Origin of the sequence: Peristeroidobacter soli, assembly GCF_004138485.1 — a bacterium.
GTDB lineage: Bacteria > Pseudomonadota > Gammaproteobacteria > Steroidobacterales > Steroidobacteraceae > Steroidobacter > Steroidobacter soli.
Window position 1 is genome coordinate 406,487 of record NZ_ML142848.1, and the last position, 25,075, is coordinate 431,561.

The window sequence follows — 25,075 nt, forward strand, 5'->3', positions numbered from 1 at the left end:
CGGACGATGACGTGCTCCATTCGTCATCTTTTCGACGAGTCAATTTCTAACTCATCTGCATCCGCCGGGTCAAGAAAAGTATAACGCGATGCAATTTTTAACGACGTCGCCATCGATGCGACGGAACGGGGATTTCGCGGTGAAACCGGAATGTTTCGAGAAACGCGGGCAGCTGTCGTGCCGGCGTGGCTGCCGGCTATCTTTCGATAGGTGCGTCGGGTCGGGAGAAGTGCCTTCGGTCATCGACGAACTTGTCTGTCGTCGCCAGGGAAACCGGCTGAACGATAGTCCGTCCATTCATGAGATATTCCTCGCCACAGCTCCTTGTCACCGCAGGCCACTGACCTTGCGGTGACTTCGTAACGCCCGGGCCAGAAGAGTTTACTGATCGCAACTTTGGTCGGCGGCTCCTCATCTGAGCTTCCGAGAACAGCGAATCGGGCTAGCGTCGCTCGAAACGCAGCCCCCGCAGACCGATCATTTGCAGCTCCACCCAGTTCGCGGGTCCAGTCACGGGGACTGCGATCGCGCCCCGGCCGGCGGTGAATTCTCCTTCCCGGCCCGGCAGCAGCGGTAACTTCATGCCCATCAACTCCGTCGAAAGCTTGCCGTTCTCGAAGCCGACTCGCAGCTGCGCACCGTTCTCGTCATTGCGGTAGTCGCCCGCGTAGCGCGCCAGATCGGTCGGTTGCCATTGGGTCGTCAGTTCGTAATGATCCAGGTCGCCCGCATACTCCATCGATGCCCGTCCAGGACCGAACGAGAGATAGATCGGCCACGACTGCAACGGCTCGGTGCGATAGACCTTCGGTGCGAACGGCTCCGGCGTCAGAAGACTGCCGCGATATCGCAGCCGCAAGGCGCCGGCGCCGTCACGTTCGAGCTGCAGATACTCGCCATACGCAACGTTTCGATACAGGCCGGGCTGAGCCGCCGCAATCTCGACTCGCGACGGTGCGGATTGCAATGTCACGATCTCCGCCGCCGCCGCCCGTGGCAGCATCGACGCTCCCAGATATGCATCGGCCACTGCTTCAGCGCGCACTCCCGCGCCAGCATCGCTGCGATTACAAAGCACAGTGACCGCGAAGCGCTGCTTGGGAAATACCAGGAACGCGTGCCGGAAGCCGTTCATCGAACCGCCATGCCGTAGCACTGGAAGGCCGCGATACGTCGAGTTGGTCAGGCCGGCACCATACGAGGTCGGTGTTCCGTTGGCGAGTACTCCGACCTCGCTCATGCGTTCGATGAGCGCCTTGCCGCCCACCTTGCCGGACCAGAAGTTTCCAGCCCACTTCGACAGGTCAGTGAGCGTGGTTCTGATGTCACCCGCGCCGATGAAGGAAACGAACGCCATCTGGCCCGCCACCGTGACCTTGCCGCCGGCAACCATGTAGCTGTTTGCGAGCCGCTCACGAGGCACCTCTGGACGCTCGCCGACGCTGGTGTCCTTCATGCCCAGCGGACGAAACACCCGCGCGGCGACGAATTCGCCGAATCGTTGCCCGCTCGCCTTCTCCACCGCCCGCGACAGCAAAAAATACCCCGTATTGCTGTACATGTACTCGGTGCCAGGCGCGGTCTCCGCCGCCTGCTGACGCGCCAGTAATTCGATCGTGCGAGCTTCATCCAACTTGGTGGTCACGGGCGGATTCTGGATCCGCGACAGCGCGACGTAATCGCGCAACCCGCCGGTGTGATGTAACAAGTGACGAATCGTGACGGGCTGAGCGTACTCACCCAAGTCGGGCACGAACTTTCGGATCGAGTCATCGAGTGACAGGCGTCGTTCGCGCTCCAATAGCAGAACTGCGAACGCTGTGAACTGCTTGGAGAGAGACGCGGCGTCGAAGACTGTGTCCGCACCGATGCGCCGGCCGCTCTCGACATCGGCCAGACCGAAGCCGTCGATGAAAGATTGTTTGCCGTCCTGCCAGGTTCCCACCGCGCAGCCCGGTGCCGATGCGCCATCCAGATCCGCGAACGGCGCGGCGGCGTCGAGGGCAGCCGGCGTCGCACCGTGCAGGATGCGATCATCCGGAAGAGCGACCGACTGATAACCCGCGTCGGCGCGAATCTGCTCCGCAGTGAACGGAAAGCGATACAGCTGACCGCGGGAGAACAACTCGACCTGCGGCGAATAAAACGGCGACGCTGGATCCACGGATTGGTCGTAAGCAAGGACGCCATCCACCAGCGGCCCGTGTTCGTCGAAGGTCACGATCTGCAGATAGCTGGTGCCATGAACGATGTCATAGCCGTCCTTGTTGAGCGGCGCGGTGCGAATGGCGTTCAGCACGCCGAGCCCGCCATCGCCGCCGGGTATGGGAATCTTGCGTCCGTTGCGAGTCACGGTCTGCAATTGACTCAGCGACGCATCCAGCGCGATGCCTTTGTCCGTAAGCGACGCCACCGCGCCTCCCAGCGCCGTCAGCAGTTGTTTCGCGACTTCCGCATTCCCAATGTTCAGCTGACGCGGCGTGTTCACCGGATCGGCGGCATCGAATGGCACGGCATACAAGCCAGGAATCTTCTCCGCCTTGGACCAGAACTCACGGAACAGCGCGACGCCGCGGCTCTCCGGATCGTCCTTGCGATTCCACGCCGAAAGCACGCCACACGCCGGCGCGAGATCGACGGCCTGGTCAGCCACGGTCGCAGTGGACGTTTGTTTGCACAGTTTGAGCAGATCATCCAGCGCCAGCAGGGCCGCATAATTGCGGTTGGAGAACAGCATCGCCTTGACGGCGTCGCGCGAGAGCTTGCTACCCGCCAGACCATCAGTTCCAGCAAGGCGGCGCTCGATGTCGAACAATTGCATGCGATTGCGGAAGCCCTGCTCGATCGCGCCCGGCCCGTTCATCGGCGACCGCCCTTGCAAGCGCGTCTTCGCGTTCACCAGCCAATAACTGTCGTTGGCATTGGCGAGGTAATCGACGCGAGTGGTTGTCGGCAGCTGCGAGGCCGCGATGATGCCTCGTCCCGGCACTTTGGGTTGCCGCGTCCAGTTGCATCGCTCGCGAGCGCCATCGAGCACGAATATTCCTTCCGAATCAGCCAGCGCTGCCGCGGCTGCCGAAGGCTTGCAGTCCGCGAGCATCGCGGCCGACACGTTGGGCTGACGCGAGTAGTCCGCATACAACGCGTCGCCGTTGCGATCGACGGCCAGCGTATTGACCCAGGGCAACGCGGCCTTCGCACCGGCAGCCGCTTTGAGCTCCGGGACATTGCGCGCCTTGGCCATGTTGAGCCAGGTGTCGAGCGCGTCGGTGTTCTGGCGATTGACGTCGCCCAGCGCGTACGCGGTCGCCGCCGTCCACTTCAAACCGTTCGACGGCACGATCAACACCGGACCGAACACAGTTTCGTAGAACGTATGCTGGCGCGAACCCGTCTTGCCGTCCTCGCCCTGCACTTCTGCAGAGACGGTGACCGGCGTCATCGCAACCCAATTGCCGTCGACGCGATAGCGCAGCGGATCGCTGGGATCCAGCGTGAGCTCGAACAACGTGAAGCGCTTGGCGTAGGAAACCGTGTGCGTCCAGGCCACATCCTTGTTGAAGCCCATGCCCACGACCGGCAGCGGCGGAATGGTCGAGCCCATGATGTCGACCTCGCCGGGAATGGTCAGGTGAATCTGGTAGAAGCGGTTCTCACCCTTCCAGGGAAAGTGCGGGTTGCCCAACAGCAGACCGCGGCCGTTGTCGGTGACCTCGCGGCCGAAGGCCCAACCGTTGCTGCCGAGTTGCGGCACCTCCATCTCGGCAAGCGAGGGCACGATGAACTGCCCAACGATTGCGGGCTTGTTCGGAGGCGCGGCGGCGACCAGCGCATCGGCCAGGCCGTAAGCGCTGGTGAGCACGACCTTCTCTGAAATGACCCGATACATATCATCGAGCGTCATCGGTCGCACCCAGGCGGCGTCACGGCAATCAGCCGGCCGCTGCGCCGGCGGCGTGACGGCAAGATAGCGGTTGTAGCCAGCCACGTATCCGCGCAACAGGTCCTTTACCGAAGGAGACATCCTGTCGAACTGCGCCCGGGCGGCATCGTCGATGCGATAGTAATAACGTGAGTAGAAGTCTTTCCGCAGGTTCCCTCCGCCCTGCCCCGCGCCGAAATACTTCGCCTGCTCGCCATTGACGGTGACCAGGTACCTCGCGAGCAAACATACGTTGTCAGTCGCGTGCGCGAATCCGAATCCATAGCCGAGCCCCGCATAGTCGGGGGACTTCACATGCACGACGCCGTACTGAGTGCGCGACAGCTCGACGCTCGGCGCGGCTGCCAAGCCCGAGCCGCAATACAGGACCGTGGCGAGCAAGGCCCGCGCTTTCCAGCAATTCCCCAACATCCACCGACTCCCCTTGAACCTACTGCATGACGGCGCGGCCGCGATGGCGCACGAAGCGACCTGGCCTGGCGCCGGTGTGCTCGCCGTCCGCAAGCACCTGCACCCCATTGACGAAGACGTGGCGCATGCCGATTGCGTATCGATGCGGATCCGCGAACGTCGAACGATCGGCGATGGCCGCTGGCTCGAAGATCACCACGTCGGCGTAGCGCCCGACTTCGATCCGGCCACGATCTTCGATACCCAGCGTCTGCGCCGGCAGCGACGACAGGCGTCGCACGGCTTCTTCGAGCGACACGACCTTGTCCTCGCGAACGTACTTTCCCAGCACACGAGCGAAGGTTCCGTAAGCGCGGGGATGCTCAGGCCCTTGCGACACCGCCGTTTCGACGGTCGGCGAACCCGCGTCCGAACCGAAACTCATCCAAGGCAACGAGATCGCGCGCCGGATGTTCTCTTCCGACATCAGGAAATACGCGACCTGCAGGCGACTGCCATCCTCGATCACCAGATCGATCACCGTATCTTCCACAGACGTGCCGCGCTCGCGAGCCACCGCACCCAGCGTCTTGCCGACGATGGACTGCAGGCCGGGAGACTTCACACCGAGGATCAGCACATTCTCCGGCGAGCCCACATTGCGCAGTCGATTCGACCAGGTGGGTGTCGACGGCGCCTTCATCTCCTCCAGCAGTCGTGCGCGAACCGCCGGATCTTTCAATCGAGCGACCCAGGCATCGAGCCCACCGTCCTGCACCCAGGGCGGCATGGTCACATCGAGACCCGTGGCTGAGGCCGTGTACGGATACATGTCCGCAGTGATGCGCACTCCGGCCTTACGTGCGGCCTCGATCCTGTCGATGACGATGTCGAGCTTGTTCCAGTTCGGCGCGCCGAGTGCTTTCAGATGATAGATCTCGGCGGGAACTCTTGCCGAGCGAGCGATCTCGATGACCTCCTCGACCGACTCCACCAAGCGGTCGCCCTCATCGCGAATGTGAGAAATGTAGATGCCACCGAACTCCGCCGCGGCCTTGGACAGCGCGATCAGCTCATCGGTATTGGCGAACGTCGCGGGTGCATACGCAAGCGCAGAACTGACGCCGAACGCGCCCTCTTGCATGGCATCTCTCACCAACTGCTGCATGGCCTGCAGTTCTGTGGGAACAGCCGCGCGATTCGCAGCGCCAATGACATGCAGGCGCACCGTGGTTGCCCCGACGAAGGACGCGACGTTCGGTGACACGCCGCGCTTCTCCAGCAATTCCAGATATTGACCGAGTGTCGTCCAGCTCAGGTCGACGCCAAGCTTGCGCATGCGCGGACCGAACTGCTGCTTCATCGCGTCGTTCAGCGGTCCCATGGTCATGCCTTCGCCGAGCAGTTCCAGCGTCACGCCCTGACGGATGTCGCTTTGACTGTTGCCGTCGACCAGCAGCGAGTCGGTCGCCCAGCTGAGCATGTTGATGAAGCCCGGCGCGACCGCCAGCCCGGCCGCGTTCACCGTTTGCTTCGCCGTCTTGTCGCGCAACTTTCCGATAGCAACGATCCGGTCGCCGCGCAGCCCGACATCGATCTTGCGACCGGGAGCACCGCTGCCGTCGTAGACGGTGCCGCCGCGAATGAGCACATCGAAATCTTCAGCTGCGGCGATCGATGCGGCGAGCATCAGCCACGCCGCCGCCAACGTCCGGAGCATCGATCTCATCATCGCGAGCCGTTCAGCGAACGAACGGCGCCACGCGTTCGAACACGGTTCCCCGCATCCCACCGCCGACGATGCGGAAGCCGGTCGGCTTGCCCGAAGGCTCGCGCACGAATTCGATGGAGCCCATCGGAATGTCGTCGGTGTCGTACCGATCGGCGGTCACGGGGCTGAGGCGGATCGGTTTGGTCGACCAGATGGAGCGCGCGGTGAGCTGTCCGTCCTGAACGGTAAAGGTGTAAGTGATATCGACCTCACCGGTGCGATAGTCGCCCGTCAGCAATTGCAGATCCGCAAGCGTCGGCGAGACCGGAGGGATGCGTTCGTATCGATCGCCGGTATCCTCGCCCAGCGCGCCGACCAGACGGAAGCCGGTCACGGCACCGCGCTTGTCGCGATCGATCTTGAAATAGCGCAGTTCAGTGCCGAGGGTGCGTGAGAACACATCGTCCTTGCGCAGCTGAACGTCCGAGCTCGGCCAGCCAGTCGACAGCCACTGCAACTTGCCGTCCTTCTCGACGATGTCGGCGGCCCACAGATAGGGATTGAGATAGTGACCGACCAGTGCCTGCCGCTGCTTGGCCGTGGATTGAATGACCGGCGCGCCGCCGTCAACGATGGAGCGCGGTCCGGGCGCCGCACCGAGATAAAGCTCGACGATCTTGCGGGCAATGTCACCCAGATTGCGCTGTGAGTTGGCCAGCAACACCACGCCGAATCGTTCCTTCGGCAGGTATACCAGCGTGCTGCGGTAGGTGTAGTCGGAGCCATCGTGCGTGATGGCGGGATGGCCGGCGAAATCCTGGTTGAACAGACCGAACGCATAATTGATCGGCTTGCCGTCGCGGAGCTTGCCCGGCGTGAACACTCGTTCGATGAAAGCGGCATCGCCGACGCGAGGCTGATCGAAGTTGGCGAGCCACTTCATCATGTCAGTGACGCTCGAATGCAAACCCGTCGGACCGACCAGTTCCGAGCCCAGCACCGCGCGTCCCCAACCTTTGCCGCGTGGAGTGAAACCATCCGCCAGCTCCGGAATGATCTCGCTCGCATCGTCACGAAACAGCGTCTGCTTCATCCCCAGCGGCTCGAAGATGCGAGCGTCCGTGAACTGCCGCAGCGTCTGACCGCTCGCCGCCTGCACGATGGCCGCGAGCAACGTGTAGCCAGTGTTGTTGTAGCTGAAACGTGTCCCAGGCGGAGAAACCAATCCGCGCTGCCTCGCGATCAACGACAACGCCTGCTGCTGTTTGAGATTGTCGTTACGGTAGCGCTGGGCCATCCAGAACATCATGTTCTGTTCCTTCAGCCCGCTCAGGTGATGAACCAGATCGCCGACAGTGATCGGCGCGCCGAAATCCGGCATCTGCGGCAGGTAGGTACGGATGTCGTCGTCCAGTTTCACCTTGCCATCGCGCACCAGCAGCGCGATGGCGAATGCCGTGAACTCTTTCGACACGCTCGCCACATGAAACACGGTATGTTCCGTGATGGGAGCGTCGCGCCCGGGTATCGCGTTACCGTACCCATGGGCGTAGATCGTTTTTCCTTCGTGATAGATGCCGACGGCGATGCCCGGCCCATCGGCCGTGACCTCGCCGAACAACGCATCGACCGCGCGCTGCTTGCTCTCGTCCTGAGCGGACGCGGATACGGCGAACGACAACCAGCACACCGCCAACAGCAGCGCACGCATCGACAACTTTCTCATGAACTGCTGCTCCGACCGTTACCAGCGATACCGCAACGTCGCGAGCACTGTGCGTCCATAACCGTAGAACACCGTGCCGTTGTAGAAGCCGGGCGTGAAATATTCCTTGTCGAGCAGGTTCGACACGTTCACCGACAGCGCATACCCCCTCCAGGTATAATGCCCGGCCAGATCCACCAGCGTGTAGCCGTCGACACGAACGGAGTTGTCGGTGTTGTAGGTATCGGTCAAGTAACGCGCGCCAGCGCCGAGGTCCAGCGTGTGATCGGCACCGAGCGCGAAGGTGTAATCAGCCCACAGAGAAATGTTGTGCTCGGGAATGCCGAGCTGCTTCAAACCCACCGTGGAAATGCCATTGGCGGCCGGATTCGCCTTGGTGGTCTCGGCGTCGGTGTATGCATAGGCGGCGATCAGGTTGAGGGCTTCGGTCACTTTGGTACGTCCCTCGAGCTCGACGCCGCGGGAACGAACCTCACCCTGCTGCACGAAAAAGCCGGCATGAGCGGGATCGGGCGTCGAAACATTCGTCTGGGTCAGCTCGTACACCGCGAGTGTCAGCAGCGAGCCGGGATCGATCTGGTACTTCACACCGACTTCGATCTGTTTGCCTTCGGTGGGCTCGAACGGCCGGCCGCCGAAGCTGGTGCCGGGCAGCGGCTGAAAGGAGGTCGAATAGCTCGCATAAGGCGCCAAGCCAAGGGCGGTTTCATAGATGGCACCGACGCGGCCAGTGATCTTGTCGTCCTCCACGACCTGACGCACGTTCAGATTGCGAACCAGATTCTCGGTCCGAACTTCGTCGCGGCGCAGGCCGCCGGTGATCGACAGGCCCTGCCATTTCACCTGGTCCTGCAGATAGATGCCGGTCTGGTCCAGGCTGGAGGTTTGATTGATCGCGAGCGTCGGCGCCCAAACGATGGGCATGTCGTACACGGGAGCGAACACATCGATGGCAGCGATGGTGCCGTTGCGCTGGACATTGTTACGACGATGCCACGCGTAGTCGATGCCGACCAGCACGGTGTTCTCGATCGCATCGCCATGCAACGACCAGGCGAGATTCGCGTCCGTGGTGAGTTGCTTCGAGTCGGCCACTCGATCCACGCCGAGCCGCGATTGCAACCGGTTGTTGGTGAGATTGCCGCTGGCAGTGGGTGACACGGCCTTCAGCCGGGTATCCGATTCGGAATAGCGCAACACCTGGTTGAAGCGCAGGCTGTCGGTGAAGCGGTGCTTGAATTCATAGGCCGCGGCCTCGCCTTCCACTTCGAACAGATTCCAGCTCGGATCGCCCAGAAAACGATTCGCTGGAATCTGGCCGTTGGGATTGGGTCGCACCGTGCCAACGACCGGAAAGCTCTGCTCGCCACCGCTGCCTTCGGTTTTCAAATATTGCGTGAGCAGCGTGAGCTCGGTGCGCTCCGACGGCGCCCAGGTCAGCGCCGGCGCGGCGTAGATGCGATTGTCTTCGACGTAGTCGAACTGCGTGTCGGACTCGCGGCCGAGCGCGGTCATGCGATAGCGCCACTCGGCATCAGCATCGATGGGCCCGCTGAAATCCGCGGCGCCCTGCAGACGATCGTGCGAGCCGCCCTGCACGACTAGCTCGCGCAGCGTCGTCTTGGTCGGACGCTTGGTGATCGCGTTGACCAGACCGCCGGGCGCGCCCTGTCCATACAGCACCGACGACGGTCCCTTCAGCAGCTCGATGCGTTCCAGGCCGTAGGTTTCCAGATCGCCGTCCAGGCCGTTGAACTGCTGTCGCAACCCGTCGCGAAACACGCTGCCCGCGGTGTTGTTGGAACGAAAGCCGCGCAGGTAGAAATCCTGCATGCCTTGTCCGCCGGGATAGTCACGAAACTTGATGCCGGAGCTATAGCTCAACGCCCCGTTCAAATCCTGCACGCCGCGCAGTTCCATTTCTTCCCGCGTCACCACCGACAGCGACTGTGACGTTTCCGTCACGCTCGCTTCAGTCTTGGTGGCGGTCACCACGATGAACTCGAGCATCTCTTCGGTATTCGCCGCGGCCGTCGGAGTGTTGACTGCCTCGGGCCGTCGCAGGCTGACGGTGTTCGGGCCGGCGGGATGAACGTTCAATCGCGTTCCCTGCAACAGCGCATCGAGCGCCGCGGCCACCGACATCTGACCTTGCACGCCCTGGGTCTGCAGCCCACGGACCAGCCCTGCCGACGCCATCACCTGAACGCCAGACTGCTGTGAGAACTCGATCAGTGCTGTCGCGAGCGACTGCGCACCGATGCGCAGCTCGACGATCCGCCCCAGAGCATCGGTCTCAGTCGCCGCCGCCGCGGCGGAAACAGTCCCAGGGGTCCCCGAAAAAACACAGGCCAGAACGGCCATGCCTTGCCACGCCCGAACCATCGCGCTCTCTCCCCGTTTGTTGTCTGCCAGGACCGGGCAATGCCCGGTCTTTGACAGTGAAACGAGTGAGCCGCGCCAGGTGGCACTACGATTTTTTTATCGTTTACGGATCAACCTGAATTCGCTCTCGCCGTTGGGCTGCAACTGAACGGGAAACTCGCCGGGCAGCGCCCGCAGCCATTCGTCTACCGACACCGCGAACACCGTGCCGGTGAACGCCAGCCCATCGGCCGCTCCTTGCTCCACGACCACGCGCCGGTGCGAATATCGATTGATGTCGGCCAGCACTGCGGCGAGCGGTTCATCGATGTATTCCAACCGGCCTTCCCGCCACGCCAGTGCGCGTGCCGGGTTGGTCGCGCGCACCGATGCCGCCGTGTTTTCGTCCGTCCAGCGGGCTTCGTTACCTGCGCTCACGCGCATCGAATCGGCGGCGATTTTCGGCAGCGGCTCGGCGGCGCGATAAATCTCGACCGTGCCTTCGTCGACCGTGACGATGACGCGATCGCCGGCACTGCGCACGTTGAACGCGGTACCCACGGCACGCACGCGACGATCGCCGACGCTGACGATGAACGGCCGCTGCGGATTCGGTTGCACGTCAAAGTACGCTTCGCCGCCGGGGCGCAGCTCGAGCAAACGTTGCTGCTCGGTGTAGCGCACGTCGACCGCCGACTTCGCGGCCAACTCGACCGTCGAACCATCGGGCAACGTCTTGCGCGAGACCGACACTGCGGCATCCGCGACGAGCCGTTCCGGCTGACGCGCCAGATACAACGACACGGCGATGCCGACCGCCGCCAGCGATGCCGCCAGTGCCATCATCCAGTGACGCCGAACCGGAGGCGATGCAACTTCGGGTTTACGTAGCGCCTGCAGTCGTGATGGCGCATCCGGCGCCTCCGCCAGCGCACCCACTCCCTGCCAGAAACTCTGTGCATCCTCGAACGCCTGGCGATGGCGCTCATCGCTTTCGCACCACGCCAGCCAGGCCGCGAGATCCTGTTCGCTGAGCGAGTCTTCTTTCAACCGCACTACCCAGCGCGCTGCTTCATCCATGATGCGTGCGTCTACGGACACGCTGCTCATGGCATCACCTGCATTCTGGCCGCGAGCGGCGACAGGCCTTTCAAGCGCAACTGGCAATACACCGCCGTCCGGCTGAGATAGCTGCGGACCATGCGTTTGTTCACGCCCAGCTCGGCGGCGATCTGTTCGGTGGACCAATCGTCGAAACGATGCAGGACGAACGCCCGTCGGTATTTCGGTGGCAACTCGTGCAGGGTCTTTTCGATGAAGGCCAGTTCCTCGGCCGCCATGAGCCGGCGCTCCGGACTCAATCCGTCCACCAGATCGGGGGCCGGCTCGCGATTGTCCAGCCGTGCGCGGGCGCCACGCTGGCGGGCGCGATCCACGGCGATATTCAACGCGGTCTTGAAGAGATAGGCGCGCAGGAACTCGACCGCAGCGGGGCGCTGCAACTGGAGCAGTCGAACGTAGGCCTCCTGCGCGACCTCGCGTGCCTCCTGCTCGTTGCCCAGCCGTGACATCAGGAATGCATGCAGCGACCGGTTATGTTCGGCGAACAGCCGTGACAACACCTCGAAGCGAGGCGGCTCGCTGCTCTGTGGCAGCGGCGCGTCGGCGGGCAACAAAGGATAGAGCGAAGGCATCAGGCGGTTCATCGGCACCCAGGACCTGTCGACGCCAGAAGTATAGGCCTGCTGAGTAACAGAATGCCCGGGCGCGCCGCTTAGCGCCCGGGTGCCGAGCCTTTGCAGGGAGGGCTGTCAGCCCGCGGCCGGCATCAACGCGCCCGCCCGCGCCACTGCTCGTACAACGACGGCCCGGTCACTGCCTGGAACTTCATGGGCGCCAGCGACGCCTGCTTCGGCATGGACGCGAAGAACTGTTGCGCCGGCGTGGTCGTGAAGTCGGCATCGATGAACGAGTACACCTTCTGCATCAGCTCGGGCTGCTGCGCCATCACTTCGTTCATCTCGGTGCAATGAGTACCGCCGGCGATCTCGAGCAGATGACCTTGTTTCAGGAAGCCGCGCAGATGCCGGGAATTCTCGATCGGCGTCGACCAGTCCAGATCGCCATTGAGCAACATCACTGGCACGTCGATGGACCAGTCGGCGCGAAAGTCGTCCCCGACCCGACGCGTCGGCGTCAGGTCCCGCGTGTTGTGATAATGATCGTTGATATCGCCGAGCCACTTCTCTTCCGACGCCTTGCGCAGGTACGCGTCGCGAGCCGCGGTGATATCGAGACTGTTATCGATCAGCAGCAGGATCAGCGGGCTGCGCTCGGTGCTGGTGCGGGATTCCCAGGTCTTCGCGGCCAGATAGCGATAGTCACCGGCGTCCAGCTCGGCAAGAAATCGCGGCCAGTTCGCCAGACTGTCCAGCCGGGTGCCAGTGCCGAAACCATTTGCATTGCGCACCAGCTCGCGCAGATCGTCGGCACCGACAGTGACCTGCACCCGCCGCCCGGTCTTCGGCTCCTCGATCTCGACCTTCGCGGGCTGCGCTTCCAGGCGCTGCAAGACATTCTGCAACGACTTGATCAAGCCGCCCTTCGGCACGTACTTCGCGAATGACGGATCGGCTTCCGCGAGCTGCGCGAGATGGACCATCGAAGTCCACAGGCCTCGCGGATCGTCATAAGTGTGATCGAGCGGTTCGACGCCGCTCAGCAACGCACGGTCCACCGTCTGCGGCCAACGCTTGAGATACGACAGGCTCCACTGCGATCCAAAGCTGCAGCCGCGCAGAACGATCTTGTCGTAGCCCAGCGCGGCGCGAACATCATGCAGATCGTCGACGATGTTCAGAATGTCATAGCCTCGCAGGTCGACGCCCCGACGCGTCCACTCCTGCAACGCCGCTTCGAGCGTGGACCGCTGACTTTGACGGGTCTGCTCCGCCGAGCCCGGCAGATCCAGCGGCAAGGGAGCCGGCGGCAGCGTCATCGCCGGCACGAGCCCGGGCGCGCGAGGATTACCGCGTTGGCTGACGTAAATCACGTCGCGCGTGGCGCGCAAGAAGCGCAGTTGCTCGCGCTCCCATCGACTCGTAAACGTGAAGTCGCTGCCCGGGCCGCCCGCCACCAGGAAAACCGGTGCGCGTTTCGCCTCGCTCGCACCGGCGGGCGCCGCGAGCGCCCGGAAGCGCAGGAAGTGAACGGCGATCTTGCGACTGGCCGGATCGGCTCGATTCTCCGGAACGAAGATCAGGCCGCGCTCGGCCTCGAGCGCCGGCTCGCCGTCCATGCGCAGCTGGTCCGGGGTCAAGATCAGGTCGTGACTCAGGCCTGGCACCGAATACAGCGCCGCACAGAGCGCGGTCGATAAAGCCAACCGCTTCAGCCAGACACATTTCATCATCGGGAACCTCGAACAACGATCCGCATGATCAGCTTGATACGCGCCGTCATCCGACAGCTTAGCCGCCGGCTTCGACAACTTGGCATTCCGGCGCTGCTGGTACGATCCAGCGGGCGAAACTGGCGGCGTCGGCGTTGCCGCCACTCAACACGATCACGACCCGCTTGCCCCGGCAATCGATCCGATTCGCCAGCACCGCTGCCAACGCAACGGCACCGCCCGGCTCCACGACCAGTTTCAACTCACGCCAGGCGAAGCGGATCGCCTCGATGGTCATTTCGTCGGTTACCGTCAGCCCGCCCGCCAGGCGCGGGCCGGTGATGGCGAACGTCAGCACGCCGGGGCTCGGCGCCATCAAGGCGTCGCAGAGGGTGGCGGGACCGGGTGGATTGGTCTCGCGCCGGCCCGAACGCAGCGACCGGGCGGTGTCGTCGTAGCCTGCCGGCTCGGCACTGTAGAGATTGACGCCAGGATTCTCCGATTTGATGGCGAGACAGGTGCCAGCAAGCAATCCGCCGCCGCCGGTTGGAACGATGCATGCGTCCGGCTCCATGCCGAGCGCCCGGGCCTGCCACACGATCTCCAATCCCACCGTGCCCTGCCCGGCGATGATGTAAGGATCGTCGAAGGACGGCACCACGATGGCGCCTCGCTCGCGCGCGAGCCGGTCGGCGATCTCTTCTCGCACGTCGGTGATGCGATCGTAGAAGACGATCTCGGCTCCGTAGCCTCGCGCATTCTCGACCTTGATACCCGGCGCATCGCGCGGCATGACCACCGTCGCTGGAATTCCCAGCCGCTGGGCCGCCGCCGCTATGCCTTGCGCATGATTCCCGGAGGAGAACGCGACCACGCCGGCACGCCGCTGTTCGGCGTCCAGTTGCATGAGCCGGTTGAGCGCGCCACGAAACTTGAAGGACCCCGTGACCTGCAGGCATTCGGCCTTGACCAGAATCCGCCCACCGGTGCGTCGATCGAGCGCTGCGTTCTGGATCAGCGGTGTTTCCAGCACCTGGCCGGTCAGCCGCCGGGCCGCAAACTTCACATCATCCGCGCTCACACGCTGCATTTTGATTCCGACTGGACTTCGAGCCGACGAAGGATGCGGCAGCTCCGCGCCGGGCTCATCGGAAAATCTACTGAAGACGCGCGCCCGGCGCCGATTCGGCGCAAACTGGCGGCCCGAAGGCATCGGAGGGCGGGCATGAAGCACTTTCTGCTGTTCTATGAAGTGGGCGCGGACTATGTGGAAAAGCGGGCCCAGTTCCGGGACGCCCATCTGCGCAAGGCCTGGGACTCCATTGCCCGCAACGAGATGATCCTCGGCGGCGCATTGGCCGACCCCACCGACGGCGCGGTCATCCTGTTTCGCGGCGAATCGCGGCAAGTCGCCGAGGCCTTCGCCAAGTCGGATCCTTATGTCCAGAACGGGCTGGTCGCCCACTGGTACGTGCGCGAGTGGACCACTGTCGTGGGCGAGCTGGCCATCCATCCGGTACCGCCGCCGAAGTGAGGTTCGACCCTCGATTACGGATTTCGCCCCCTCCCCGGTCTTCTTACTAGAGGGGGACCCTGATGGCGCACGACAAGCGACCCGGCCGAACGTTGGCATCGACGACAGCAGTCTCGGCAAATCCGCCGCTGTGACCTTCGAGATCTACGGCGACGGCCGGCTGCTGGCCCAATCGAAGCCCAGGTCGAAGGTGGGCGATCAGCTTGTCGAACGTGCGGACGTGGCTACGCATGGCGAAATCCAATAAAAACCCCAGAAAAGCAAAAAACCCGGCGGTCGGGCCGAATCACACCGCCAGAGGAAATATCCCGAACAGCAACGAGCTGACCAGCATGACCGCGCAGGCGGCCAATGCCCAGGACAGCGAGAACCGCTGATGTTCCCCAAACTCGATCCGCGCCATGCCGACCAGCAGATAGGTCGAGGGCACCAGCGGGCTGAGCAAATGAATCTGCTGTCCGACCAGTGACGCCCGGGCCAGCACGGCCGGGTCGATGCCATAGGCGGCCGCGGCCTGCGCCAGGATGGGCAGCATGCCGAAATAAAAAGCGTCGTTGGAAATGAAAAAAGTAAAAGGGATGCTGAGCAAGGCCGTGATCGGCGCAAGATAAGGCCCCAGCTCCGGCGGCAACATTCCCAGGACCGACTGGGCCATTGCATCGACCATGCGGGTGCCCGAGAGGATGCCCATGAAAATGCCGGCCGCGAAAATCAACGCAACGACGGCGAGCGCGTTTCCGGCATGGGCGGTCAGCCGTTGTTTCTGCTCGGCGAGCGACGGGTAGTTCAGCGTCAACGCCACCGCGAATGCCAGCATGAACAACACCGCGAGCGGCAGCACGCCGAGAATCAACATCACCATGAGCGTCGCGGTCAGCGCCAGGTTCACCACGAACAACTTCGGACGCAGCGCGGCCTGATTCCGTTCGGGCTCTTCGGAGATGAGATCGCTTTGGACGAGCGCCTCCGCGATGGGCGTACTCTGAGAGGCCAAACGCATTCGCTCTCGCCGCCCGAACCACCATGCAACGACGATCACCCACGCCGCCCCCACCAACATGACGGGCACCATTGGCAGAAACACGGTGGCCGGATCGAGTTTCAATGCACTGGCGGCGCGCGCCGTCGGCCCGCCCCAAGGCAGCAGATTGGTGACAGCCGCGGCCATGATGATGACGCAGGCCATGCAGCGCACGTCCAGTTTGAGATGCCGATATAGCGGCAGCATCGCGGACACCGTGATCATATAAGTGGTGGTGCCATCGCCATCCAGCGACACCACCAGCGCCAGCACTGCGGTCCCGACCAGGATCTTCACTGGATCGCTACCGACGAACTTAACGATTCTCACGATCAGCGGATCGAACAATCCGGCATCGATCATGATGCCGAAGTACAGAATCGCGAACAGCAACATGACGCCCGTCGGCGCCAGCTGCTTCACGCCGTCGATCATCATCGCGCCGAGGTTCGGCGCGAATCCACCGAGCACGCCGAACACGGTCGGCACGATGATCAGTGCCACCAGCGCGGACAGCTTGCGCGTCATGATCAGCGTCATGAACGTCGCAACCATGGCGAACGCCAGCAGCGACAGCATCGATTCGCTCAAGTGCGTGCGCTCGACACGGCTCCGTGCAACGTCGGACGCGACGTTGCGGCGGAATTCACATTGACGCTGCGATCGAGAGTCAGCGCGCCGCCGTCGAAGCGGCAGACCACGGTATCTCGAAATGCGGTCTCGACGAACTGCCAGGTCATCTCAAACGTGCGCTCATCGAGCCAGCGCCCACCCGCGACGACCCGCAGAGTGTCTGGCTCATACTGATGGTGGAGCTTGCCGCCTGTCATGGTGGTTTCGGATTCGATCCAGTCCCGCAGGCCGACTGTGACATGGTGAATGCCGCGCGCATCCTGAAGCGAAAACAGGCAGCGCTCTGGGCTGAAGTCGAACTGAACGCTGACGACCTGATCGTCGTTCGGCTGCATATCGAATCGTCGTCCAGATATTTCCTGCGACGTGGGCGAACGAGTCGAGGCCAGCGGCTCGAGCAATCGGAGCTTTCGGCAGCGATGGGCAAGCGCGTCACTCCCGCCCCGGTCGCCAGTAAAGGCCGCCGGAAAATAGCGCCAGACCGCATCGCGCAGTTTCTCATCGGTGGTGCCGGCCGTGCAGGCCAGCACCGCGTCGTGCTCGGGAAACACGAAGCAGAACTGTCCGAACAAACCCGCGGCGTAATAGATTCCGTGGCCCGGCCCTAGCCACCAATGATATCCATATCGACCGTTGTGAGCCTGCGCGCGAGTGGCCTCGCCCACCCAGGAGGCGGGCAGAATCTGCTGCCCCTGCCATTGCCCCTTCTGCAGATGCAGACGCCCCAGCTTCAGCGTATCGAGCGTGGTCCAACTCAAGCCGTTGCCGCCGGGATTGATACCGCCGGGCCCCAGATCCCACAGCATGTTTCGCATGCCCAGCGGTTCAAACAATCGCGGCTCGAGATAGTCGCGCAGAGACATGCCGGTCGTTCGCGTAATCAACGCCGAGAGCATGAAGCTGGCGGCGCTGTTGTAAACAAACGTGGTGCCCGGCTCATGTATCAGCGGCAGCTTGAAGAACTCCGCAACCCAGCTGGTCGTGATCTGCCGCCACACCGAGCCGGACACGCCTTCCCCGTGCCCGGTCTGCATGGTCAGCAGATCGCGCACCGTCATCTGTGACAATGACGGCGCGGCGTTCGCCGGCAACTCGCTCTCGAAGAAGGTAGCCACCGTATCCTCGAGACCAAAGCGGCCCTCGGCGATCGCCAGTCCCACGCCACATGCCGTCACACTCTTGGTAAGTGAGTGCTGCATGTGAAGACGTTCGCTACGATAAGGCTGCCACCATCCTTCAGCCGCCACGGCACCGTGCCGATAGAGAATGAAGCTGTGCAGTTCGATGTCTCGCGCCGCCGCCTCGTCGAGAAACGCCAGCACCGCACGCGAATCGATGCCCTGCTCGCGCGCCGGGATCACCGACGCGCAACCCGAGGCACTCGCCGCCACACTCCCGAGCAGCAGCGAGTTGAAGCTTCGCCTCGTGATCTTCATCAATAAGTCACGGTGTACGTCATACGCATCGTTGCGCCCTGCCCCTGACTGAAGTACGCGCTGTTTGCGTAACGCCAACTGTCCGGCGTGAAGTAATCCTCGTTGAGCGCGTTGTTGACGGCGATGGCAAGAACGCCCGGGCCCGCCTGGCCGCTGACCGAAAGATCCAGCAGCGAGTACGCTTCGACATCGGCCTGGCCGAATACGGCCGGATTGTTCGGGAAGCGGCTCTGTCGCGCGGAATGCATGAACTGCCCACGCACTTTCCAGGTTTCGCCGAGAGCACGGTCGATATAGACCGTCGACTTCACCGGTCCGATACGAGTCGTGTCGAGTTTCGACCACCGGCCGGTGGTCACATTCTGGGTCTTGCCATCCACCCAACTGACCGATGCCCCGAGCTGCCAGTCGTCCGATACCTCGGCGTCTACCGAGAACTCCGCGCCCCACAACTTTTCAGGCGCGCGCGACAGCTCGAACGTCAAGGCGTTGTAGGTCGAGCCGTAGTCGGACGTGCTGTAGAACACGGCAAATTGCGTTTTCACTCCGCCCCGATCCGTGCGCATGCCGAGCTCCCAGCTGTTCACGGTGTCGGCCTTGAAATTGAACACCTCGACGCTCGGCGCCGACGTCGAACGCAAGGCGCGGCCGAAATCCCCGATCGAATAGCCTTGCGAGAAACCCGCGTAGTAACTGAATCCTTCGAACGCGCCCGAGCTGATCGGCGTGGTCACGACGCCGATGTTGCCCACCAGACCATCGAAGCCCACTTCACCGCCCTGCACTGTCACGCCACCGAGCAACGTCGGCGAGCTGGCGATGGTCGTGAATGTATCCACGGAGATCTTTGTATCGTCGTAACGCACGCCGCCGCGGACATTCAGCCAGTCGCTCACCGGCATTTCGAGTTGCACGAACGGCGCAATCGACTTCGCGACCAGCTCGGGCACATAGACGCGGCCGTCGAGGAGCACCTGCACCGAGTTGTCGTGCGTATAGTCGACGCCCCAGAGCAAGCTGCCGGTCCGGCCGCTGAATGTCAGCGGCGTATAGACGTCGGAGCGCAAGCCCCAACGTTCGGATTCGATCTGGGTCTGTCCGCCGTTGGGCGGAAAATTCGCCGGCGGCAGCGCGAATCCGTAGCGCGCGTCGTACTCGTTGTAGTAGCCGGACAGGTTCAACTCACTGTCGTGGAACAAGCCGCGCTGTACGTAACGCAGGATGGTGGTCTGACTCTTGGTGAGCTTGTCTTCGCCAGGCGGTTCGGCACGAATCGAGTTGGTCGCCACCGAACCGAAGACGCCGGCGGCGCCCGCGATGTACGCGGTGTCCTGGATGTTCTGGTAGGCGTTGGTCGAGAGATAGAGGCTGGCGTTGTCGTTGATGTTGAAACCGAACTTGCCGTAATAGTTGTAAGTGTTGGTATCGGCGATACCGCCCTGACGCTGCGGATCGGGAATGATGCGCTTGCCGTCGGCGGCGAACAGCGAATTGTAGGCTTCGTAATAGCCGCTGCCGACGAACGAGAATCGCTCGCCCGCCGCGACGGCGCTTTGTTCGACAGACCAGTTGAGACTGTCGCTCATGTGCGTGAGCGAGCCACCCACGCCTACACTGGTGCGCAACTCGCTCTCTCCCGGCTGGGCCTCGCGCGTCGCATAGTTGATGACGCCGCCAGCGGCGCCGAGACCGTAGATCGCGGTCGCGCCTCTGATCACGTCGACGCGACCGATGGCCGACGGGCTGATCAATCGCAGATCGCGGCCGCCATCTCGCAGCGGCACCGTTGCGGGCACGCCGTCGATGAACACGGCGGGCTTGCGGCCACGAAGGGTCTGAAACGCATTCGAGTAGCTGCCCCCCGACGACAACCCCATGCCAGGAACGGTTCGCTGCAAAACCTCGCCCAGGTCGTTGGAGAATTGGGTCTGCTCGCGAAGATCCGCGGCATCCAGCACCGTGACCGAACCCGGCACGGATTCGAGATTCGCGGGCAACCGTGAACGGGTGGCCGAGACGGTGATTTCTTCCACCGAGTCCGCACCGTTCGTGTTGGCCTTGTCCGCCGAGCTGGCGGTGCCGGCGGCCAGCATCCCCATCGCCGACAGCGCGGCGATTTCCATCGTTCTATTACGCACCATGTCGTTCTCCCCTTTGTTGAGTATATAGGCAGCCGTTCAGAGCATCGCGCCGTCGGGCTGCGACCATAAAAACTGACCCGTCCTTGATTCGCGGACGCGGTCGCGTCCGCGTCGCTTCAACGCGCCTTGCCGGCCCGTTCGAGAATCTTTCCGAAGAAGTCCTGCACCTGTGCATCGAGCTTCTCGGACTCGTGCCCGGCTCCGGGAACAATGTCGTGACGGACCTTGATCCCCGCAGCCTCAAAGCTGCGTTTCAGGTTCACCATGCGCGCCACTCGCGAATTGCCGGCGGCGTTGAAGTCAGCCCCCTGCACGCCTTCGCCCATCCAGTAGGCGGAGGACTTGTCGATGGTTCCCGGGTGGGGCTTGTTGTCTTCAGCGCCGATCACCATTTGCACCGGCACCTTGCGCATCGCCGGCAAATTCATCTTCACCCCGAAGCGGGGTAACACGTCGCGCACGCCGATCCACCAATCGCTCTGGTCATCCAGCAATGTCACGACGCCCGGCGCGCCGATCGACACGCCAAGCAAGCGATGCGGATGCAGGTAATAGAAGCGATGCGCGAAGTGACCGCCGCCGGAGAAGCCGAACAGCAGGAAGCGCTCATCGCGCAGCCGGTACTTCGCCGCGATCTCGTCGACCATGCTGAGCAACACCAGGTCGTAGCGCGTGTTCTGGAAATCGATCAGCTTGTAGTTCTCGAGATCGTTCGAGGCCTGCGTGTTCGCGGCGAACAACGGTGCCAGCACGATTGCGTCGTGCTCTTCGGCAAACCTGGCGTAGCGTGAGCGATAACCGGCAGCATCACGCTCCGTCCCATGCACGACGACGATCAACCAATACTCTTTGGTGCCGTACTCGTCGTAGTTTCTTGGCACGAACAGCGTGTAGAGCATGCGTGGATCGAGGCGTGCCGCCCGATACGGCGTGTTGCCGACGTCGGACCACTCGAATTCCTTCTTGGGACCGTCATCGGCGCCCCAGCCCGGACTCGCCAGCGCCAGCCCCAGCATCGCCACGATCGCCTGCAACACTTTCATGCTGTCTCCACTCATCGCACGGCCTGGACCACGGCGTTGAAGAAGTCGTTGTCGAGCATGCCTCCCTCGGCGAAACGCGGCTTGGAGCGCGCGCTCAACGTGACGACGATCAACTGGTGGAGCGGATTGATATAGATGTACTGACCGAAGATGCCGCGAGCACTGAACGCCCCGTCGACGAACGTGCCATCCGGCGCCGCCACCGGCCACCACATGTAACCATAGTGGACCTGTTTGTCCCCCATCTTTCTGGACAGCGTCGCCTCGGGCACCCAGCCATCGGGCAGCACCTGACGTCCGCCGGCATGACCCCCGTTGAGGAAGAACAGGCCGAAACGCCCGAAATCGCGCAGGGTCGCATCCAGTCCGGTGCCCGCGATCTCCAGGCCGCCCGGCGTCTCCAGCCACCATTGCGCCGGCTGCTCCATCGAGAACTTCGACCAGATCTTGTCGCTGAGGTAATCGCACAGCCACTGGCCGGTGGTGGCGCGCAACAGTGCCCCGACGATGTGAACCTCACCCGTGCTGTATTCCCACCGGTCTCCGGACGGGGCGATGCGCTCGCGGCTGGCGAGATAGCGAGTGATCGCGCCGGGCTTCTGATCCAGCTGCAACTCCAGCATCGAGCGCCGATGCGAGCGCGCGTCGGTCTGGTCTTCATCCCAGCTCAACCCGGTCGCCATCTGCAACAGATGCTTGATCGTGACCTGCGCGTAAGGCGTACCGTCCAGCTCGGGCAGATAGCGCGTCAATAGATCGTCGACGCTGCGAATCGCGCCATCGTGGATGGCCGCGCCGACCAGAGTCGTGCTGATCGACTTCGCCACCGACATCGACGGCCAACGCGTCTGCTGATCGATCCCCAGATCGTAATGTTCTCGCAGCACCTTGCCATCCTTGATGACCAGCAGACCGGCGACCCGATTGCGCGAGACATAGTCGGCGAGATCGAATTGCTTGCCGTACGACTGAATGGTCACATCTTCCAGCGTGGTACTCGCACGAGGCAGCGGATACGGATTGGAGCCGCATGCAATGGCTCGTTGCGCAAAGGTCCACTGATGCGTCTTGAACAGATCGACCAGATCCGTCGGTAGCAACTTGCCCGCATAGGCATTGCGGACTCGTACCTGGGCCGCACTCCGGACCTCGTTGAAGTGAGTCGCTGCTGCCTGGTCAACCGTACGCATGGATTCCTCGTTACTCGAAAAGCGTCGTTGAATATTTATATTCCCTGCTCACATCGCGACGGGTGCCTACCGCGCTCTTCGCGGTGTATCTGCTACACCGCGTGTTGCCCCGATTGCGCGCACAGCTCGCGCAGCTTCAACACGGCGCTTTCAGGCGTCGTGAGCACAGGGCGTCCGGTCATCTGTTCGATCGGCGCCGCCGCCCGCGCCAGAGAGAATTGCCCCAGGACCAGGCTGTTCGTCACCGGCATCTGCGCGGCTGCTTCTGTTACCAGATAGTCATGCGTATGCCCGTCGCCTCGCTTCAGAGCGTCGAGCGCACCTTTCACTACACGCGCATCCACTTCCACACTGACGCCGCGTTGCCGAGCCATCGCATCGAGATCTGCGCGCAATGCCGCTAGCGATGGCGGAAAGCTCACGAGCAGACCGACGCGCCCTCCCAGCGTCACGGCATCCTCGAACGTCGCCTCGTTCGGCCGCACGACCGGAATCTTCACCGCTCGTTTCACCGCATCGATCGCTGGCCCGAGCGCAGCGCAGGTAACGAGGACAGCTGCAGTAGTGCCGCCCTGGCCCGAACACGACTCGGCGTAGCGCGCGAGGGCGACGACGCGATCGACAATGGCCGGCGTCATTTCTCCCGCGCGCGTCAGGTCAGCGGACAGCGAGCTGTCCAGCAGATCGAACGTGATCGCACGCGGCCACAGAGCGGCGAACGCGGCATGAATCGGCTCGATCGACTCCGGAAACGCGTGCAACAGCGCGATGCGCGGGCCATCAATCCGCGGCATGCGTAAAAATCTTTTTTGTAATGAGCCAGCGTTCACCGTCGTGGACCAGCGATAGATAATCGTGATGGTAGAAGCCGAGCATCGGGCAGCGCGCCTTGACGTACGCCACCTGATTCATGACCTCGATTCCGAGCGCCTCCATCTGAAACTCCTCGCCGCGTTGATGCGGCGATTCCCGGCTGGAGACCGCGTCGAGAAAGCCTTGCAACGAGTTCTGATAAGGCGCGCCGTGGACATCTCCGATCAACTGCACCTGCGGATGAAACACCGACTTCAACAGCGTCGCATCGCCATAGTAGAGGCCGTCGAAGTAGCGTCGGAGCAGAGCCTCGATTTCCTCTTGTGCTTGCACAGGCCCTCCTCAGGCCAACGCGAATAGTTTCGCGGTGGCATCCAGGCTGCGTTTCACTTTATCCGCCAGCTCGTCGATCTCGCTGCGAGAGATGACCAGCGGCGGGCTCAGCACGACCGTCGACTGCCCGAGCGGTCGCATGATCAGATTGTTTTGAGTGGCGAACTCGCGGCAACGAATGCCGACCTCCTGTTCCGGCGCAAATACGGTGCGCCGGGCCTGATCTTTCACCAGCTGGAAGCCGGCCAGCAGCCCCACTCCGCGCAACTCGCCGACGATGGGATGCCCAGTCGTCACTTGCTCCATGGCCTTGCGGAAGTACGGCGCGGTGTCATGACGCACCCGCTCGATAATTTCTTCCTTCTTGATCAGCTCGATGTTGGCGAGCGCCACCGCGCAGGCGGCCGGATGGCCCGAGTAGGTGTAACCGTGATGAACCATGCCGGCCTTGTCATTGATGACTTCGAAGATGCGCTCGTGAATCGCCGCGGCGGCAATCGGCAGGTAGCCTGAAGACAGGCCTTTCGCCATGGGCATGAAGTCCGGCTTGATGCCGTACATCTCCGAGCCGAACCAGTGACCGAGACGACCGAAGCCGCAGATCACTTCGTCCGCCACCAGCAGCACGTCGTACTTGCGACAGATACGCTGAATCTCGGGCCAATAGGTCAGCGGCGGATCGATGACTCCGCCCGCGCCTTGCACCGGCTCGCCGATGAAGGCGGCGACATTCTCGGGACCGAGCTCGAGAATCTTCGTTTCCAACTCGCGAGCGGCCTGGATGCCGAACTCGTCACGGGACAGATCGCCGCCGCGCAGATACCAATGCGGATGTGAAATATGAGCGAACTCAGGCAGGTTCTTGCCATCCTGGGTATGCATCGCCGGCATGCCGCCGAGACTCGACGCCGCAACCGTGCTGCCGTGGTAACCCCAGGTGCGACCGATGAACGTACGCTTGTTCGGCTTGCCCATCAGCGCCCAGTACAGACGCGCCAGCCGAATGATGGTGTCGTTGGCTTCGGAGCCGGAGTTGGCGAAGAAGAAATGTTTCAGGCCCGGCGGTGTCAACTCGGACAGCTGCTGCGCCAGCTCGATCTGCGTCGGTGTCGAGGTCTGGAAGAAGCTGTTGTAGTAAGGCAGCTCGAGCAACTGGCGCGTCGCCGCGTCAACCAGCTCACGCCGACCGTAGCCAACCGCCACACACCACAGCCCGGCCATGCCGTCCAGGATCTTGTTGCCTTCGTTGTCCCAAACGTAAACGCCTTCCGCGCGCGTGATCACTCGCGTGCCACGGGCAGCCAGGGTCTTGGAATCGGTGAACGGATGCATGTGATGCGCCCGATCCATCGCCTGCCATTCGCCCGTCGATCTTTTCTCAGCCATCGTTCCAACCCTCAACGACA

17 protein-coding genes are annotated in these 25,075 nt (G+C 62.8%); 1 reads left to right on the plus strand and 16 read right to left on the minus strand.

The annotated features are described in order from the left end of the window. Positions 1-442: 442 nt before the first annotated feature. From EKO19_RS01570 to EKO19_RS01605, 8 genes are all read right to left on the minus strand, one after another. The gene (locus tag EKO19_RS01570) at positions 443-4,354 is read right to left on the minus strand and encodes a penicillin acylase family protein (RefSeq protein ID WP_175596923.1); all 3,912 of its coding nucleotides are present in this window, start codon (positions 4,352-4,354) and stop codon (positions 443-445) included. Positions 4,355-4,373: 19 nt separating this feature from the next. Continuing rightward, positions 4,374-6,053, minus strand: a complete 1,680-nt coding sequence (locus EKO19_RS01575; protein WP_217705072.1) for an N-acyl-D-amino-acid deacylase family protein — start codon at positions 6,051-6,053, stop codon at positions 4,374-4,376. Between the two features lie 22 nt (positions 6,054-6,075). After that, on the minus strand, positions 6,076-7,770 hold the full coding sequence (locus EKO19_RS01580) for a serine hydrolase domain-containing protein (protein WP_129774660.1): 1,695 nt from the start codon (positions 7,768-7,770) through the stop codon (positions 6,076-6,078). Positions 7,771-7,788: 18 nt separating this feature from the next. Continuing rightward, positions 7,789-10,155 (minus strand): TonB-dependent siderophore receptor, encoded by a 2,367-nt coding sequence (locus EKO19_RS01585; protein ID WP_129774661.1) that lies wholly within the window; start codon positions 10,153-10,155, stop codon positions 7,789-7,791. Between the two features lie 96 nt (positions 10,156-10,251). Beyond that, a complete protein-coding gene (locus EKO19_RS01590) occupies positions 10,252-11,244 on the minus strand; it encodes a FecR family protein (RefSeq protein WP_129774662.1) in 993 nt (330 codons plus the stop codon). After that, a complete protein-coding gene (locus tag EKO19_RS01595; protein WP_246038807.1) occupies positions 11,241-11,828 on the minus strand; it encodes an RNA polymerase sigma factor in 588 nt (195 codons plus the stop codon). The genes EKO19_RS01590 and EKO19_RS01595 overlap by 4 nt, the downstream gene beginning before the upstream one ends. Before the next feature lie 134 nt (positions 11,829-11,962). Then, a complete protein-coding gene (locus EKO19_RS01600; protein WP_129774663.1) occupies positions 11,963-13,546 on the minus strand; it encodes an alpha/beta fold hydrolase in 1,584 nt (527 codons plus the stop codon). A gap of 58 nt (positions 13,547-13,604) precedes the next feature. Next, on the minus strand, positions 13,605-14,615 hold the full coding sequence (locus EKO19_RS01605; protein ID WP_129774664.1) for a threonine ammonia-lyase: 1,011 nt from the start codon (positions 14,613-14,615) through the stop codon (positions 13,605-13,607). 135 nt (positions 14,616-14,750) lie between these two features. Here EKO19_RS01605 and EKO19_RS01610 point away from each other — a divergent pair, with 135 nt between their 5' ends. Next, positions 14,751-15,059 (plus strand): YciI-like protein, encoded by a 309-nt coding sequence (locus EKO19_RS01610; protein WP_129774665.1) that lies wholly within the window; start codon positions 14,751-14,753, stop codon positions 15,057-15,059. Between the two features lie 286 nt (positions 15,060-15,345). On the opposite strand, the gene EKO19_RS01620 is transcribed toward EKO19_RS01610, so the two are convergent. The 8 genes from EKO19_RS01620 to EKO19_RS01655 form a co-directional block, all read right to left on the minus strand. Beyond that, a complete protein-coding gene (locus tag EKO19_RS01620) occupies positions 15,346-16,659 on the minus strand; it encodes a CitMHS family transporter (RefSeq protein ID WP_129775950.1) in 1,314 nt (437 codons plus the stop codon). An 8-nt stretch (positions 16,660-16,667) separates the two neighbouring features. After that, positions 16,668-18,149 carry a serine hydrolase domain-containing protein gene (locus EKO19_RS01625; RefSeq protein WP_129774667.1) on the minus strand — a complete coding sequence of 494 codons (1,482 nt, stop codon included), beginning with the start codon at positions 18,147-18,149 and terminating at the stop codon, positions 16,668-16,670. Next, entirely contained in the window at positions 18,149-20,290 is a 2,142-nt protein-coding gene (locus tag EKO19_RS01630) for a TonB-dependent receptor (protein WP_129774668.1), read from the minus strand. Before EKO19_RS01630 ends, EKO19_RS01625 begins: the two co-directional genes overlap by 1 nt. A gap of 116 nt (positions 20,291-20,406) precedes the next feature. Beyond that, complete coding sequence (locus EKO19_RS01635) at positions 20,407-21,333, minus strand: PHB depolymerase family esterase (protein WP_217705073.1); 927 nt, start codon at positions 21,331-21,333, stop codon at positions 20,407-20,409. An 11-nt stretch (positions 21,334-21,344) separates the two neighbouring features. Beyond that, positions 21,345-22,523 (minus strand): serine hydrolase domain-containing protein, encoded by a 1,179-nt coding sequence (locus tag EKO19_RS01640; RefSeq protein WP_129774669.1) that lies wholly within the window; start codon positions 22,521-22,523, stop codon positions 21,345-21,347. A 92-nt stretch (positions 22,524-22,615) separates the two neighbouring features. Beyond that, positions 22,616-23,317: an aspartate/glutamate racemase family protein gene (locus tag EKO19_RS01645; protein WP_129774670.1), complete on the minus strand. Its 702-nt coding sequence runs from the start codon at positions 23,315-23,317 to the stop codon at positions 22,616-22,618. Next, the gene (locus tag EKO19_RS01650) at positions 23,304-23,669 is read right to left on the minus strand and encodes a nuclear transport factor 2 family protein (protein ID WP_129774671.1); all 366 of its coding nucleotides are present in this window, start codon (positions 23,667-23,669) and stop codon (positions 23,304-23,306) included. Before EKO19_RS01650 ends, EKO19_RS01645 begins: the two co-directional genes overlap by 14 nt. A gap of 9 nt (positions 23,670-23,678) precedes the next feature. Further along, positions 23,679-25,055 (minus strand): aspartate aminotransferase family protein, encoded by a 1,377-nt coding sequence (locus tag EKO19_RS01655; protein WP_129774672.1) that lies wholly within the window; start codon positions 25,053-25,055, stop codon positions 23,679-23,681. Positions 25,056-25,075: the final 20 nt, after the last annotated feature.

Excerpts from the sequence above, each read along its gene's own strand:
- EKO19_RS01635 (WP_217705073.1), bottom strand. The coding sequence starts at position 21,333 with ATGAAAGTGTTGCAGGCGATCGTGGCGATGCTGGGGCTGGCGCTGGCG.
- EKO19_RS01655 (WP_129774672.1), bottom strand. The coding sequence starts at position 25,055 with ATGGCTGAGAAAAGATCGACGGGCGAATGGCAGGCGATGGATCGGGCG.
- EKO19_RS01640 (WP_129774669.1), bottom strand. The coding sequence starts at position 22,523 with ATGCGTACGGTTGACCAGGCAGCAGCGACTCACTTCAACGAGGTCCGG.
- EKO19_RS01595 (WP_246038807.1), bottom strand. The coding sequence starts at position 11,828 with ATGCCTTCGCTCTATCCTTTGTTGCCCGCCGACGCGCCGCTGCCACAG.
- EKO19_RS01605 (WP_129774664.1), bottom strand. The coding sequence starts at position 14,615 with ATGCAGCGTGTGAGCGCGGATGATGTGAAGTTTGCGGCCCGGCGGCTG.
- EKO19_RS01575 (WP_217705072.1), bottom strand. The coding sequence starts at position 6,053 with ATGCTCCGGACGTTGGCGGCGGCGTGGCTGATGCTCGCCGCATCGATC.
- EKO19_RS01590 (WP_129774662.1), bottom strand. The coding sequence starts at position 11,244 with ATGAGCAGCGTGTCCGTAGACGCACGCATCATGGATGAAGCAGCGCGC.
- EKO19_RS01585 (WP_129774661.1), bottom strand. The coding sequence starts at position 10,155 with ATGGTTCGGGCGTGGCAAGGCATGGCCGTTCTGGCCTGTGTTTTTTCG.
- EKO19_RS01630 (WP_129774668.1), bottom strand. The coding sequence starts at position 20,290 with ATGGTGCGTAATAGAACGATGGAAATCGCCGCGCTGTCGGCGATGGGG.
- EKO19_RS01620 (WP_129775950.1), bottom strand. The coding sequence starts at position 16,659 with ATGCTGTCGCTGCTGGCGTTCGCCATGGTTGCGACGTTCATGACGCTG.
- EKO19_RS01625 (WP_129774667.1), bottom strand. The coding sequence starts at position 18,149 with ATGAAGATCACGAGGCGAAGCTTCAACTCGCTGCTGCTCGGGAGTGTG.
- EKO19_RS01610 (WP_129774665.1), top strand. The coding sequence starts at position 14,751 with ATGAAGCACTTTCTGCTGTTCTATGAAGTGGGCGCGGACTATGTGGAA.
- EKO19_RS01580 (WP_129774660.1), bottom strand. The coding sequence starts at position 7,770 with ATGAGAAAGTTGTCGATGCGTGCGCTGCTGTTGGCGGTGTGCTGGTTG.
- EKO19_RS01570 (WP_175596923.1), bottom strand. The coding sequence starts at position 4,354 with ATGTTGGGGAATTGCTGGAAAGCGCGGGCCTTGCTCGCCACGGTCCTG.
- EKO19_RS01645 (WP_129774670.1), bottom strand. The coding sequence starts at position 23,317 with ATGCCGCGGATTGATGGCCCGCGCATCGCGCTGTTGCACGCGTTTCCG.
- EKO19_RS01600 (WP_129774663.1), bottom strand. The coding sequence starts at position 13,546 with ATGATGAAATGTGTCTGGCTGAAGCGGTTGGCTTTATCGACCGCGCTC.